Raw genomic sequence first — 13,681 nt, 5'->3', positions numbered from 1 at the left:
GGGCGGATCGGGCACCGAGCACCTCGCAGGGCGAAGGGTCAGGCGATCAGCGCGTCGACCTCGCTCAGCGCCGCGTCGATGACCCGCAGGCCCCTCCGGAGCTCGTCCTCGGTGATGATGAGCGGCGGCGCGAGGTGCGTGCGGTTGAAGTGCACGAAGGGCCACAGCCCCGCGTCCTTGCACGCCTTGGCGAACACGCCCATGGGGGCGGCATCCGCCCCGGCTGCGTTGAACGGCACCAGCGGTTCGCGGGTCTCCTGGTCGCGCACGAGCTCGATCGCCCAGAACAGACCCGTGCCGCGGACCTCGCCCACGCACGGGTGGGACTCGACCCACGACTCAAGCACCGGCCGGATCACGCGCTCCCCGAGGTCGCGCACGCGCTCGAGGATGCCGTCGCGGCGGAACACCTCGAACGTCGCGACGCCCGGCGCGCACGCGAGCGGGTGGCCCGAGTACGTGAGGCCGCCGGGGAACGCCTTCTGCTCGAACGCCGCCGCGACCTCCTGCGAGATCACCACGCCGCCCAGCGGGACGTAGCCGGAGTTGACGCCCTTGGCGAAGGTGATGAGGTCGGGCTCGACGCCGTGGCCCTGGAACGCGAACCACTCGCCGGTGCGCCCGAAGCCGACCATGACCTCGTCCGCGATGTAGACGATGCCGTACCTGTCGCACAGCTCGCGCACGCCGGCGAGGTAGCCGGGCGGCGGCACGAGCACGCCGTTGGTGCCCACGATGGTCTCGAGCACGATCGCGCCGATGGTCGAGGCGCCCTCGAGCACGATGGTCTGCTCGAGGTGCTCGAGCGCGCGCCGCGTCTCCTCCTCCTCGGTCTCCGCGTGGAAGGCCGAGCGGTACAGGTACGGCCCGAAGAAGTGGACCACCGAGCCGTCCGCGGGCTCGTTGGGCCAGCGGCGCGGGTCGCCCGTGAGCGAGATCGCGGTGGTGGTGTTGCCGTGGTAGCTGCGGTACATCGCGAGCACCTTGCGCTTGCCGGTGAACAGGCGCGCCATGCGCACCGCGTTCTCGTTGGCGTCAGCGCCGCCGTTGGTGAAGAACACACTCGAGAAGCGCTCGCCGGCGACCTCGGTGATGAGGCGCGCGAGCTCGCCACGCACGTCGTTCGCGAAGGACGGCTGGATGGTCGCGAGCGTGCGCGCCTGCTTCTCGATGGCCTCGATGAGGTCCGGGTGCTGGTGCCCGAGGTTGAGGTTCACGAGCTGCGACCCGAAGTCGAGGTAGCGGTTGCCCGCGTAGTCCCAGAACTCGGATCCCTCGCCGCCCGCGACGGGAAGAGGATCGATGAGCGCCTGCGCGCTCCACGAGTGGAAGACGTGGGCGCGGTCGTCGGCGCGCACGCGCGCCTCGGCGCCGGTCATGGCGTCCTGCTCGGTGGTCATCTTCTCCCCCTCAGTGGTTGCTCGGGAAGCCCAGGTCGATCTGCGACTCGCTGGGCTCGGGCCACCGCGTGGTGACCACCTTGGACCGCGTGTAGAAGTGGATCGACTCGGGGCCGTAGATGTGCGAGTCGCCGAAGAGCGACTGCTTCCAGCCGCCGAACGAGTACGCGCCGATCGGCACCGGCAGCGGGACGTTCACGCCCACCATGCCCACCTCGATGTCGATCTCGAATGCGCGGGCCGTGCCGCCGTCGCGCGTGAAGATCGCCGTGCCGTTCGCGAACGCGTTGGCGTTCACGAGCGCGACGGCCTCGTCGTAGGACGATGCGCGCACCACCGAGAGCACGGGGCCGAAGATCTCGTCGTCGTAGACCTTGGTGCCGGGCGTCACGTGGTCCACGAGCGACGTGCCGATGAAGAAGCCGTCGCCGTCGAACTCCTGTGCCGTGCCGTCGACCACGACGGTCGCGCCCTCGGCCGCGGCGCCGGTCACGTACGACGCGACGCGGTCGCGGTGCTCACGCGTGATGAGCGGGCCCATCTCCGAGGCCGGGTCGGTGCCGTCGCCGATGGTGAGGCCGGCCATGCGCTCGGCCACCTTGGCCACCAGCGCGTCGGCCGTGTCCTCGCCCACGGGGACCAGCACGGAGATCGCCATGCAGCGCTCGCCGGCCGAGCCGTAGGCCGCGGAGACGGCCGCGTCGGCGGCGGCGTCGAGGTCCGCGTCGGGCATCACGATCATGTGGTTCTTCGCGCCGCCGAGCGCCTGCACGCGCTTGCCCTGCGCGGTGCCGCGCTCGTAGATGGCGCGCGCGACGGGGGTCGAGCCGACGAAGCTCACCGCCTTCACCTCCGGCGAGTCGAGCAGCGTGTCGACGGCGACCTTGTCGCCGTGGACCACGTTGAGCACGCCGGCGGGGAGGCCCGCCTCCTCGAACAGCCGCGCGAGGAAGATCGAGGCCGAGGGGTCCTTCTCGCTCGGCTTGAGCACCACGGTGTTCCCGCACGCGATCGCCGAGGCGGCCATCCACAGCGGCACCATCACCGGGAAGTTGAACGGGGTGATCGCCGCGACCACGCCGACGGGCTGCTTGACCGAGTGGACGTCGACCCCACGCGCGACCTGCTGGGAGTGCTCACCCTTGAGGTGGTGCACCAGCCCGGCCGCGAACTCGACGTTCTCGATGCCGCGGCTGATCTCGCCCTTCGCGTCGCCGAGCACCTTGCCGTGCTCGCGCGTGATGATCGCCGCGAGCTCGTCCTGACGCTCGATCAGCAGGTGGCGCAGGCGGAAGAACACATCTGCGCGCTTGATAAGCCCGCTCGCGCGCCAGGCCGGCAGCGCCGCCGCGGCGGCGGCGATCGCCTCCTCGACCTCGGCGACCGTGGCGAAGGCGACCTCGCCCGCAGCCTCCCCGGTGGCCGGGTTGAAGACCGTGCCGGTGCGCTCCCCCGCGCCCGCCTCGGCGCCCGCGATGTGATGACGGATCAGGCTCACAGCTCTCCCTTCGCGCGCGCGCCGGACACTCTGCCCGGGGCGCACGTGTGCACTAGGCGGCCAGATTCACACATACGATGGCCGGATGGAGGCCTCCGACCGTCGCGAATTGCCTGGAACCCTGACACATCGTCCGAGCCGTGCGGCGCTCGCCGCGCTTCCCTCCGTGATCGAGCTGCTCGAGGACCCCGCGTTCCGCGCCGGACGCCCCGAGGTGCTCGTCGGCGGAGACCTGCTCGACGCACCCGTGAGGTGGATCCACACCTCCGAGCGGTCCGACATCGCGCGCATGCTCGACGGCCGCGAGCTGCTCCTGTCGATGGGAACGGCCTGGCCCGAGGACGATGCAGGGCTCACCGCGCTCGTCGAGAGCCTCGCCGAGGCGGGCATCGCCGCGCTCGTGCTCGAGCTGGGCACGCGCTACCCCACGCCGCCGCCGGCGGTGCTCGAGTCCGCGCGCCACCACGGCATCGCCTTCATCGTGCTGCACCGCGAAGTGCGGTTCGTGACCCTCACGGAGGCGGGCCACTCCCGGATCATCGCGGGCCAGATGACGGCGCTGCGCGCGCGCGACGAGGTGCGGGAGGTCTTCACCTCGCTCGCGTTGCGGGGCGCGCCGGCCGACCACGTGGTGCGCGAGCTCGCGCGTGCGCTCGGCGCGCCGGTGGTACTCGAGAGCCTCGCGCACGAGGCGCTCATCGCGGAGGTCCCCGTGGGCAACGAGGCGAATGTGCTCGCGGACTGGGAGCGACGCTCGCGGTCCGCGCATCGCGACGGCGACCGCTGGCTGGTGGTGCCCGTCGACGCGCGCGGCAAGCGCTGGGGGTTCCTGGTCGCGCTGCCCGGCCCTGAGCACCCCGCCGGGCGCCGCAACGTGCTGCTGCAGGGAGCGATCGCGCTCGCGCTGGGCAGGCTCGCGGACGGCGGGCGCGACGAGTGGGCCACGCTCGCACGTCGGCACGTGCTCGACCCGCTGCTCGCGGGACGGTTCGCGACCTCCGAGGCCATGGCGGCCCGCCTCGAGGCGGCCGGCGTGCCCGTGACGGATCGGCTGCTCTACGGGATCGCACTGCGGGGCGGCGAGCCGACCGCCGCCCAGATCGAGTCGTGGGCGCTCGGCGTCGGCGCGCGGGCGCGGGCCCTCCCCGTGCCCGGCCGGTCCGGCGCCCCGGTGATCGTGGTGCTGCTGTCCCTGCCCGCGCATCGTCCGCTCGACGACGCCGCTCTCGCCTCGCTCCCCCGCGCGCTGAGCGACGGCGCACGCGTCGCGATCACCGTGGGCCGCGAGGCGCGCGACGTGGACGCCGCGACCCTGTCGCTGCACGAGGCGCTCGACAACGCGCGCGAGCCCGCCCCGGGCGAGGTGCTGTGGGTCGAGCGGCGGCCTCTGTCACGCCTGCTCAGCAGCCTGCGCGACGACCACCGGCTGCTCGACCATGGCGAGCGGATGCTCGCGCCGATCGTCGAGCACGATCAGCGCACGGACGGCGACCTCCAGCGCGTCCTCCGGGCGGCGCTGTCGCATCCCGGCAACCGCACCGCCGCGGCGCGCGCGGCACACCTGTCGCGGTCGGTGTTCTACCAGCGGCTCGAGCTCATCCAGTCGCTGCTGGGCGTCGACCTCGAGGACGGCGAGACGCAGACCGCGTTGCACATCGCGCTGCTGTCGCGGCACCAGTGAGACCGCGGCTGGCTCAGCCCGCGACGTAGACCTTCCGCAGGGTCTCGGTGACGGTCCAGCGCGTGCTCATGCCCTCCTGGAGCCACACGAGCGAGCCGGGGCCGACCTCTGCGGTCGGCAGCGCGGGGTCCAGGTACTCGATGGTCGCGCGGCCCGAGAGCACCACGAAGACCTCGTCGGCCTCGATGTCGGTCGCGACCCCGGGCGTCATCTCCCACACGCCGACCTCGATCTCGCCGATCTCGGCGAGCGCCGCGGCGCCCGCGACGGGAGCGCCCGCCTCCACCGCCGAGGCCTCGATCGGCTCGGTCTCGATGGCGAGGGTGTGGAGGTCGACGGGGATGCCGGGCTCGAGGTTCATGACTCGAACCCTAGCCCGAGCGGCTCGAGGCGCTCCCGGCGGGCCTCGCGGGCGCGCCGCGCCACGGCGCGCCAGCATCGTGGGACGTTGGACAAGACGGCGAGCGCACCGAACGCGAGGTAGCTCGGGACCACGACGGTGCCCGTCCATCCCATCCCGACCACCAGGTAGATCACGCCCTCGACCGCGCTGACAGCGGTCGCGGTGATGGAGATCCCGGCGACGTCCTTGGCCCGCATCCCGGACCACAGCGCGGGGATCGAGTACGCCGCCGACACCGCGACGAGCGCGAGGCCCACCGACATCCGCAGGGCCCCGACGGACTCGCCCACCACGCCGATGAGCGCGAGGCCCGCGAGCGTCGCGCCCGCCGCGCGGGGCATCGTGACGCGGAAGCTCGCATCGAGCCGCACCGCCTCGCGGCACAGACGCACATGGAACACCGCCCACACCACGGTCGCGACCAGCACCCCCCATGCCTGCGCGAGCACCGCGACGGCGAGCCAGGCAGGGATCGAGCCGAGCAGCACCCCGAGCGAGACCGCGGAGAGCCCGTCGACACGGCGCGAGCGGCGTACGCGCAGCCACGCGGGGACGGAGCGCGCGACCTCGACCGCGATCAGCCCCGCGCCCGCCGCGAGGGCGAGGCCCAGGTCAGCGGACAGCACGGGCGGAGCCGCTGCTCATGAGTCGAACCCCAGTCCCACCGCGTCGAGGCCGCGCAGCAGCAGGTTGCGGCGTCCCTCGCGGTGATCGGCGCGGTCGAGGCTCCAGCGCGTCGCGTTGATGCCCAGGCTCGCGAGCGGCTCGGGCGGGAACGGCAGGGGCCGCTCGCGCACCATGCGCAGGCGCGTGCGCTCCGTCTCCTCTCCCGCGAGCAGGTCGAGCATGACGTTCGCGCCGAAGCGCGTGGCCCCGACTCCCAGCCCCGTGAAGCCGAGCGAGTACGCGACGTCGCCGCCGCGCGCGGTTCCCCAGAACGCGCAGAAGCGCGTGCTCGTGTCGATCGCGCCGGCCCACCGGTGCGTCGCGCGGATCCCGTCGAGCTGCGGGAAGGTGGTGAGCAGGTGGCTCGCGAGCTTCTCGTAGGACTCGCGTCGGTCCTGGTACTTCGCGCGCACACGGCCGCCGGCGTGGTAGATCGCGTCGTAGCCGCCGAACAGCAGGCGGTTGTCCGCTGTGAGCCGGTAGTAGTGGAACTGGTTCGCCATGTCCGCGACGCCCTGGCGCCCCTCCCAGCCGATCTGGGCCAGCTGGGCGTCGGTGAGCGGCTCGGTCATGAGCGAGTAGTCGTAGACCGGCACCGTCATGAGGCTGTTGCGCTTGAGCAGCGACGGGAACACGTTGGTCGCGAGCGCGACCTTTCCCGCGCGCACCACCCCGTCACGTGTCCGGACCAGCGGGCCGTCCTCGAGCGAGGTCACCGGCGACGCCTCGAAGATCTGCACGCCCAGATCCTCCGCGACGCGCGCGAGCTCGCGCGCGAGCTTGGCAGGGTGCACCAGGGCGGTGTCGTCCTCGCTCAGGGCCCCGCCCAGGTAGGTCGGCGAGTTCACCAGGGCGCGCGTGGCCTCGGCATCGAGGGCGTCCTCGCCGAGCCACTCGACCTGGTGCGGCTCGACCGCGACGGCGAGCGCCCCGGTCCGCTGCCAGTCCACGTCCATCCCGTAGCGCGCGACCGTCTCGCCGATCTGGTCGAGGTTCTCCATCCCGAGACGGTCGAGCTCGTCGATCTCCTCGGGCCACCGGCTCTCGCCGTTCTCGCGGCCGTGCGTGAGGCTCGCCTCGCAGAAGCCGCCGTTGCGTCCCGACGCCGCCCAGCCCACGCGACGCGCCTCGAGCACGGTCACCGACAGACCCGGGTCGCGCTCCTTCGCCATGATCGCGGTCCACAGCCCGCTGTAGCCGCCGCCCACGATCACGAGGTCGGCGCGATGGCTGCCGGCGAGCGCGGGGCGCTCGGGGCCGGGCGCATCGTCCGTCCAGAACGGGCTGAGGGCCGAGCCCCCGAGCATGGCGGCGATGGACGATGCGGAGGCCGGGTGGCGCTCGAAGACCGTGGTCCCCACGGATATCACTCCTGACGGTGGCGGGTGCGATCCGCATGCAACCGCATCGTCCCCTCCCCCGGCAAGGGCCGAGGTCCCGGGCGAGTTCCTTCCGGACACGGCGGCTGGGCCGCGCGGGGCGCCCGACGCATCGTCCGAGCCGGCGTCATGGACCGGAAACACGGCATCGGCTACCGTCGGAGATGCACTCCCCGGGTGTGCGACCCCAGCGCCAGGCCGGCGGTGGTCGCGAACCGAACCTCACAGTTGCCCGTCGCCAGGCCGGTCGGGTGGAGGAGTCATGCCTGTCACGCTCGACCGCGCCCGGATCGCCCAGCTGATCGAGGAGCAGACCGCCCTGCTCAACGAGCGCACCACCAAGTCCAAGGCCATGTACGGCCACGCCTCGGAGCACCTGTCCGGCGGCGTCGCGTCGAGCTACCAGGGACGCGACCCGTGGCCCATCTACATCGAGTCGGGTGCGGGCGACCGCATCACCGATGTCGACGGCAACGAGTACTACGACTTCCACAACGGCTTCGGCTCGATGGTCCAGGGCCACGCGCACCCCGCGATCGGCGAGGCGCTCGCGAAGCGCTACCCGCTGGGCACGCACTTCGCCGCGGCGACCGAGGACGTCATCGACGTGGCCGACGAGCTCGCGCGCCGCTGGGGCCTGCCCAAGTGGCGCTTCACCAACTCCGGCTCCGAGTCGACCATGGACGCCATCCGCATCGCGCGTGCCTACACGGGCCGCGACACGGTCATGAAGATCTTCGGCTCCTACCACGGCCACCACGACACGGTCATGGTGTCGATCGGTGTCGAGTACGACAAGATCGGCGACCGCGAGAACTACGCCTCGCTGGCCTACGGCGCCGGCATCCCGCAGGCGACGGTCGACATGACCGTCGCGGTGCCGTTCAACGACGCGGGCGCCATGGAGCGCCGCATCGAGCGCCTCGCGGAGGAGGGCCGCCTCCCCGCGTGCGTGATCATGGAGGCCGCCATGATGAACCTCGGCGTCGTCCTGCCCGAGCCGGGCTACCTCGAGGCCGTGCGCGAGATCACGTCCAAGCACGGCATCGTGCTGATCTTCGACGAGGTCAAGACGGGCCTCGCGATCGCGCCTGGCGGCGCGACCGAGAAGTTCGGCGTGACGCCCGACCTCGTGACGCTCGCCAAGGTGCTCGGCGGCGGCCTGCCGTCGGGCGCGATCGGCGGCTCCGAGGAGGTCATGTCGGTGGTCGAGAGCGGCAAGGTCTACCAGGTGGGCACGTACAACGGGAACCCGCTGTCGATGGCCGCCGCGAAGGCGTCGCTGCTCGAGGTGCTCACCCCCGAGGCCTACGTGCGCCTGGGCGAGCTCAACGACCGCATCGTCGCCGGCTGCCAGGCCGTCATCGAGAAGTACGACCTCCCGGGCTACGCCGTGGGCATCGGCTCGAAGGGCTGCGTGACGTTCTCGACCGAGAAGATCACGGACTACGAGGGCTTCAAGAACGCCCAGGACGCCGAGCTGTGCGACCTCGCGTGGCTGTGGAACATGAACCACGGCATCTTCATGACGCCGGGCCGCGAGGAGGAGTGGACGCTGTCGGTGGTCCACTCCGACGCGTCGGTGGACGCCTACATCGCGGCGTTCGACGCGCTCGCGGCGGCGCTCACCGCCTGATTCTGCTGCCATTCAGGAGGCCGGGGCCCTCAGGGGTCCCGGCCTTCTGCGCGCTACATCACGTTGATGCCTCGCAGCGCGAACTGCTCCTTGACCCGCTCGATGAGCTCCTTGTCCGGCGGCTGGGTGTCCCCGAGCAGGTACGGCTCGCCGGAGAGCTCCCACTTGTCGCGGCCCAGCTGGTGGAACGGCAGCACCTCGAGGCGCTCGACGCCGTCGAGCGTCTTCACGAAGTCCGCGATCGCATCCACGTTCTCGACCGCATCGGTGAGCCCGGGGACCAGGACGAACCGGATCCACATCTTCTTGCCCAGCCGCGACAGGCGCTCCGCGAAGTCGAGGGTCGGCTGCAGCGGGCGGCCGGTGACGCGCTTGTAGGTCTCGGGCAGGCCCGACTTGATGTCGAGCAGGACCAGGTCGACGTAGTTGAGGTCATCGTCGCTCAGGCGCGCGCCCAGCAGGCCCGCGGTGTCGAGCGCGGTGTCGATGTCGAGGTCCTTGCAGCGGCGGAAGATGTTCATCACGAACTTCGACTGCAGCAGCGGCTCGCCGCCCGAGATGGTGAGGCCTCCCCCGGTGACCTTCATGATGCGCGCGTAGCGGGTGACGCGCTCCATCACCTCGTCGACGGTGTGGCGCTTGCCGTCGCGCATGCGCCACGTGTCGGGGTTCTGGCAGAACTGGCAACGCATGCCGCAGCCGGCCAGGAAGAGCGTCATGCGGGTGCCGGGTCCGTCGGCGCCGGTGACCAGGTCCCACGAGTGGACCGAGCCCTCCTGGTGGTCGCGGATCAGCTCGGCCGCGGCCATCTCCTCGTCCGCGACCTCCATCGGGGGCTCGGCGAGCAGGGGCACGGGTACGGCTTCGTCTGACATGGGGACCTCCTGGTACCGAGCATAGAAGCGCGGGAGAAAGGAGCGGCGCCCCGCCCCGGGTGGGGCGAGGCGCCGCTGGGTGTCCAGTCTGTGGAGAGGGGCTACAGCCCGGCGTGGAACGTGCGGGAGAGCACGTCGAGCTGCTGCTCACGGGTCAGACGGACGAAGTTCACGGCGTATCCGGAGACGCGGATCGTGAGCTGGGGGTAGTTCTCGGGGTGCTCCATAGCGTCCTCGAGAACCTCGCGGTTGAGGACGTTGACGTTGACGTGGAAGCCCTGCGACACGTTGTACGCGTCGAGGATGCCCACCAGGTTCTTCACCTGGTCGTCGCGGTTGCGGCCCAGGCCCGAGGGCACGATGGACGTGGTCAGCGAGATGCCGTCCTGCGCGTCCGAGTAGGGCAGCTTCGCCACGGAGAGGGCCGAGGCCATCACGCCGTGCACGTCACGGCCGTTCATCGGGTTGGCGCCGGGCGCGAAGGGCTCGCCGGTGCGGCGGCCGTCCGGGGTGTTGCCCGTGTGCTTGCCGTAGACCACGTTCGACGTGATGGTGAGCACCGACTGCGTGTGCTGCGCGTTGCGGTAGGTCGGCTGCTGGCGGATCTTCTCCATGAAGCGGCCCACCAGGTCCACCGCGATGTCGTCGGCACGGTCGTCGTCGTTGCCGTAGGTCGGGTACTCGCCCTCGACCTCGTAGTCGACCGCGAGGCCGGACTCGTCGCGGACGGGGCGGACCTTGCCGTACTTGATCGCGGAGAGCGAGTCGGTCGCGACCGACAGGCCCGCGATGCCGCACGCCATGGTGCGCAGGATGGTGCGGTCGTGCAGCGCCATCTCGATGCGCTCGTAGGCGTACTTGTCGTGCATGTAGTGGATGCAGTTGAGCGCGTCCACGTAGGTCTCGGCGAGCCAGTCGAGCAGCTTGTCGTAGGCCTCCATCACCTGGTCGAAGTCGAGGACCTCGTCCGTGAGCGGGGCGGAGACGGGAGCGATCTGCTTGCCCGAGATCTCGTCACGGCCGCCGTTGATCGCGTACAGGAGCGACTTCGCGAGGTTGACGCGGGCGCCGAAGAACTGCATCTGCTTGCCCACGGCCATCGCGGACACGCAGCACGCGATCGCGGTGTCGTCGCCGTAGCAGGGGCGGATGAGCTCGTCCGACTCGTACTGGATGGCCGACGTGTCGATCGACACCTTGGCGCAGTAGTCCTTGAAGCCCTGCGGCAGCTTGTCCGACCAGAACACGGTCAGGTTCGGCTCGGGGGCCGGGCCGAGGTTGTACAGCGTCTGCAGGTAGCGGAACGAGGTGCGGGTCACCAGCGGGCGGCCGTCCTCACCCATGCCGCCGATGGTCTCGGTGACCCAGGTCGGGTCGCCGGAGAACAGGGCGTCGTACTCGGGGGTGCGCAGGAAGCGGACGATGCGCAGCTTGATGACGAAGTCGTCGATGATCTCCTGCGCGGACTCCTCGGTGAGGACGCCGGCGGCGATGTCGCGCTCGATGAACACGTCGATGAAGGTCGAGGTGCGGCCCAGCGACATAGCGGCGCCGTTCTGCTCCTTGACCGCGGCGAGGTACGCGAAGTACAGCCACTGGACGGCCTCGCGGGCGTTCTGGGCCGGGCCCGAGATGTCGTAGCCGTACTTGGCCGCCATCTGCTTGAGCTCGTTGAGCGCCTTGATCTGCTCGGAGTTCTCCTCGCGGTCGCGGATGACGTCCTCGGTCGAGCGCTCCATGTCGAGCTCGATGCGCTCGAGCTTCTTGCCCTGGATGAGGGCGTCGACGCCGTAGAGGGCCACGCGGCGGTAGTCGCCGATGATGCGGCCACGGCCGTAGGCGTCGGGCAGGCCGGTGACGATGTGCGAGGAACGGGCCGCGCGGACGTTCGGGGGGTACGCGTCGAAGACGCCGTCGTTGTGGGTCTTGCGGTACTTGGTGAAGGTCTCCTCGAGCTCCGGCTTCACGGGGTAGCCGTAGGTCTCGAGCTCCTTCACCACCATGCGCCAGCCGCCGAACGGCATGATCGCGCGCTTGAGGGGCGCATCGGTCTGGAGGCCGACGATGACCTCGTTGTCCTTGTCGATGTAGCCCGCGTCGTGCGCGGTGATCGAGGCCGGGGTCTCCCAGTCGACGTCGTAGACGCCCTTCTCGCGCTCCTCCGGGAACATCGCGGAGAGCTTGTCCCACACGCCGGTGGTGCGGGCCGTGGGGCCGGCGAGGAAGCTGTCGTCGCCGTCGTAGGGGGTGTAGTTCAGCTGGATGAAGTCACGGACGTCGATGCCATCGCACCAGGCGCCGGAGGTGAAGCCACGCCACGCGTGGGCGCGGGGGTCGCCCGCGTCGTCCTGGATCGTGTCGTTGTTGACGGCTTCAGTGGTCATAGCGGGGTACTCCCTCTCCCTGAGGTGAACGCCCTTGTGGGGCCTATGGATGAGCTCCGCTGCCGTCTCCCGGCGGCCGGCGGGCCATGTGTTTCACGGTAGGCCCGTATGCCCTCGGGTGCATGGGACCAAGTGCCCCGGGCCGTTCGGCCTGATCAGGGCGCGGCGCGTGCGGGGCGTTGACCGGGTGTTGACCGGCTGTCGACCGCGCCGGGTCAGGGTCGGTCTGCACGCACCGCGCGACACGCATGACACCGGAGGCAACACCATGGGCGACAACCAGGCTCTCGACGATCTCGCGTCGATCACCGCTTCCGATCTGGCGGGGGCGGTGCTCGGCCACCTGTTCGATGTCCTCACCGCAGGCGACGCAGAGATCTTCAAGGATCGCAAGCATGCGTTTCTCTTCGAGGCAACCGGCCAGGGGCTCGCGGATGGCGGATGGGACTTCATGACCTCGAGCGTGGGTGTCGACGATGCTGACACCGCGCGACGCCAGCGAGCCGCCGCATCGTTCGCACACCTCGTCGACTTCGTGCCGGACCTCACCGGACTTGGGCAAGGCGGTACGGATGTGGAGCGCTCGTCGGTGTTCATCAACTCACGGCAGCAGAGCCTTTCAGGTCTCTACCGTCGCGCTCTGCGAGACGCGGTCGTCCCCAGACAGCCCATCAGCGCCGAGGCCCAGGCCCATATCGCCGAGATCACCGAAGCGTTGTGGGTCACCACCACCACCTCGATCGGCGGGATCGAGAACACGCAGACGCTGCCCACGGCGCTGCTCGAGCAGTACCACCAGTGCCGAGAGAAGTACGAGCTCGCGCTGATCGAGGAAAGCACAGCACGCGACGCGGCGAGCGCAGCGATCTCCGCCGAGGCGATCATGCGCTGGAAGTCGCAGGGCAACCTGCTGCGCTCGCGCACCGACTTCGCACTGCGCGAATGGGAAGGGCGCGGTCGGCGGGAGTTCGTCGAGGACCTCATGGCACAGCTGTCGCGCCTGCAAGGTGAGACCATGGCGGACACCGTCGCGACCCTCGCGGGGCGTGTCGACGAGTCGCGGCTCCCGAGCGACGACCTGCTCGGCACCTACTTCCCCGCGGCGGTGCTCCCGGTATCCGCGCCGACGGCAGACCATTGGCAGCGCTTCACTTTCGACAGCAGCCACCTCAGCCAGCAACGCAAGAAGACCTCGACCTCAGGCTCGGCGAACCTCGGGATCCCCGGCCTTGGTGGATTCGGCGCGTCAGGCAAGGGGAAGAAGGACACCCTCAAGGAGAGCGTCGACCTCAGCGAGTTCTCCCTGAGCTTCGAGCTCGCCGACATGGTGGTCCGTTACCGCGAGGACCCGATCGATTTCCTGCTGTCGGACCGCTGGCGGCTACCGGAGGGCAGCGAACCGCTGAGCGACGGCGGCGATCCCCCGAAGGGCCCGCTCGGCGCGATCATCGAGCGGGTGATCTGCGTGCGGAATCTCGAGATGACCCTCAAGGGGGCACAGCAGCTCCTTGAGACCGTTGAGAAGTCGTACGGCGCGGAGGCCGGGATGAGCTTCTCGGTGTTCAACCTGGGCGGCAAAGGCGACCGCAGCTCGGAGTCCGAGTCCCTCACCCGCAACAGCCAAGGCCAGACGATCAGTGCGCCCGGCACGCAGATCGTCGGCTACCGGTGCCGATTGATGCCGCGGATCCCGAACCCCAGCCCCGACATCACCGAGTGGCTCACGCGTGACGAGGCACCGGTCGCGAAGGTCCCGTGA

The 13,681-nt window shown here is 70.5% G+C and carries 10 protein-coding genes; 3 read left to right on the top strand and 7 right to left on the bottom strand.

What is annotated here, in order from left to right; genetic code table 11:
* Positions 1-38 precede the first annotated feature (38 nt).
* Together AOM06_RS02525 and AOM06_RS02520 are read right to left on the bottom strand one after the other, a co-directional pair.
* On the bottom strand, positions 39-1,400 hold the full coding sequence (locus AOM06_RS02525) for an aspartate aminotransferase family protein (protein ID WP_062302203.1): 1,362 nt from the start codon (positions 1,398-1,400) through the stop codon (positions 39-41).
* A gap of 10 nt (positions 1,401-1,410) precedes the next feature.
* Entirely contained in the window at positions 1,411-2,898 is a 1,488-nt protein-coding gene (locus AOM06_RS02520; protein ID WP_062302201.1) for a CoA-acylating methylmalonate-semialdehyde dehydrogenase, read from the bottom strand.
* Positions 2,899-3,007: 109 nt separating this feature from the next.
* On the opposite strand from AOM06_RS02520, the gene AOM06_RS02515 reads away from it, so the two are divergent.
* On the top strand, positions 3,008-4,579 hold the full coding sequence (locus AOM06_RS02515; RefSeq protein WP_228372822.1) for a PucR family transcriptional regulator: 1,572 nt from the start codon (positions 3,008-3,010) through the stop codon (positions 4,577-4,579).
* 13 nt (positions 4,580-4,592) lie between these two features.
* On the opposite strand, the gene AOM06_RS02510 is transcribed toward AOM06_RS02515, so the two are convergent.
* From AOM06_RS02510 to AOM06_RS02500, 3 genes are read right to left on the bottom strand one after another with little or no spacing between them, the layout of a single operon-like run.
* On the bottom strand, positions 4,593-4,940 hold the full coding sequence (locus tag AOM06_RS02510) for a cupin domain-containing protein (RefSeq protein WP_062302195.1): 348 nt from the start codon (positions 4,938-4,940) through the stop codon (positions 4,593-4,595).
* Entirely contained in the window at positions 4,937-5,608 is a 672-nt protein-coding gene (locus AOM06_RS02505; protein ID WP_062302193.1) for a hypothetical protein, read from the bottom strand. Before AOM06_RS02505 ends, AOM06_RS02510 begins: the two co-directional genes overlap by 4 nt.
* A 15-nt stretch (positions 5,609-5,623) precedes the next feature.
* A complete protein-coding gene (locus AOM06_RS02500) occupies positions 5,624-7,009 on the bottom strand; it encodes an NAD(P)/FAD-dependent oxidoreductase (RefSeq protein ID WP_062302190.1) in 1,386 nt (461 codons plus the stop codon).
* Between the two features lie 280 nt (positions 7,010-7,289).
* Between AOM06_RS02500 and AOM06_RS02495 the strand changes: the two genes are divergently transcribed.
* Positions 7,290-8,663, top strand: coding sequence for an aspartate aminotransferase family protein (locus tag AOM06_RS02495; protein ID WP_062302188.1), 1,374 nt, complete (start codon positions 7,290-7,292; stop codon positions 8,661-8,663).
* A gap of 53 nt (positions 8,664-8,716) precedes the next feature.
* On the opposite strand, the gene pflA is transcribed toward AOM06_RS02495, so the two are convergent.
* Both pflA and pflB read right to left on the bottom strand, forming a co-directional pair.
* Complete coding sequence (pflA, locus tag AOM06_RS02490) at positions 8,717-9,538, bottom strand: pyruvate formate-lyase-activating protein (RefSeq protein WP_062302185.1); 822 nt, start codon at positions 9,536-9,538, stop codon at positions 8,717-8,719.
* A gap of 101 nt (positions 9,539-9,639) precedes the next feature.
* A complete protein-coding gene (pflB, locus tag AOM06_RS02485; protein WP_062302182.1) occupies positions 9,640-11,922 on the bottom strand; it encodes a formate C-acetyltransferase in 2,283 nt (760 codons plus the stop codon).
* A 268-nt stretch (positions 11,923-12,190) separates the two neighbouring features.
* Between pflB and AOM06_RS02480 the strand changes: the two genes are divergently transcribed.
* Positions 12,191-13,681: a hypothetical protein gene (locus tag AOM06_RS02480; RefSeq protein WP_062302179.1), complete on the top strand. Its 1,491-nt coding sequence runs from the start codon at positions 12,191-12,193 to the stop codon at positions 13,679-13,681.

Origin of the sequence: Demequina subtropica (assembly GCF_000971235.1) — a bacterium.
Taxonomy (GTDB): domain Bacteria; phylum Actinomycetota; class Actinomycetes; order Actinomycetales; family Demequinaceae; genus Demequina; species Demequina subtropica.
Note: the sequence above shows the minus strand (reverse complement) of the source record. Positions and strands in the feature narration are given on the sequence as shown.

Bases quoted from the DNA above. Each gene is read 5' to 3' on its own strand.
- AOM06_RS02510 (WP_062302195.1), bottom strand. From the start codon at position 4,940: ATGAACCTCGAGCCCGGCATCCCCGTCGACCTCCACACCCTCGCCATC.
- AOM06_RS02495 (WP_062302188.1), top strand. From the start codon at position 7,290: ATGCCTGTCACGCTCGACCGCGCCCGGATCGCCCAGCTGATCGAGGAG.
- pflB (WP_062302182.1), bottom strand. From the start codon at position 11,922: ATGACCACTGAAGCCGTCAACAACGACACGATCCAGGACGACGCGGGC.
- AOM06_RS02480 (WP_062302179.1), top strand. From the start codon at position 12,191: ATGGGCGACAACCAGGCTCTCGACGATCTCGCGTCGATCACCGCTTCC.
- AOM06_RS02525 (WP_062302203.1), bottom strand. From the start codon at position 1,400: ATGACCACCGAGCAGGACGCCATGACCGGCGCCGAGGCGCGCGTGCGC.
- pflA (WP_062302185.1), bottom strand. From the start codon at position 9,538: ATGTCAGACGAAGCCGTACCCGTGCCCCTGCTCGCCGAGCCCCCGATG.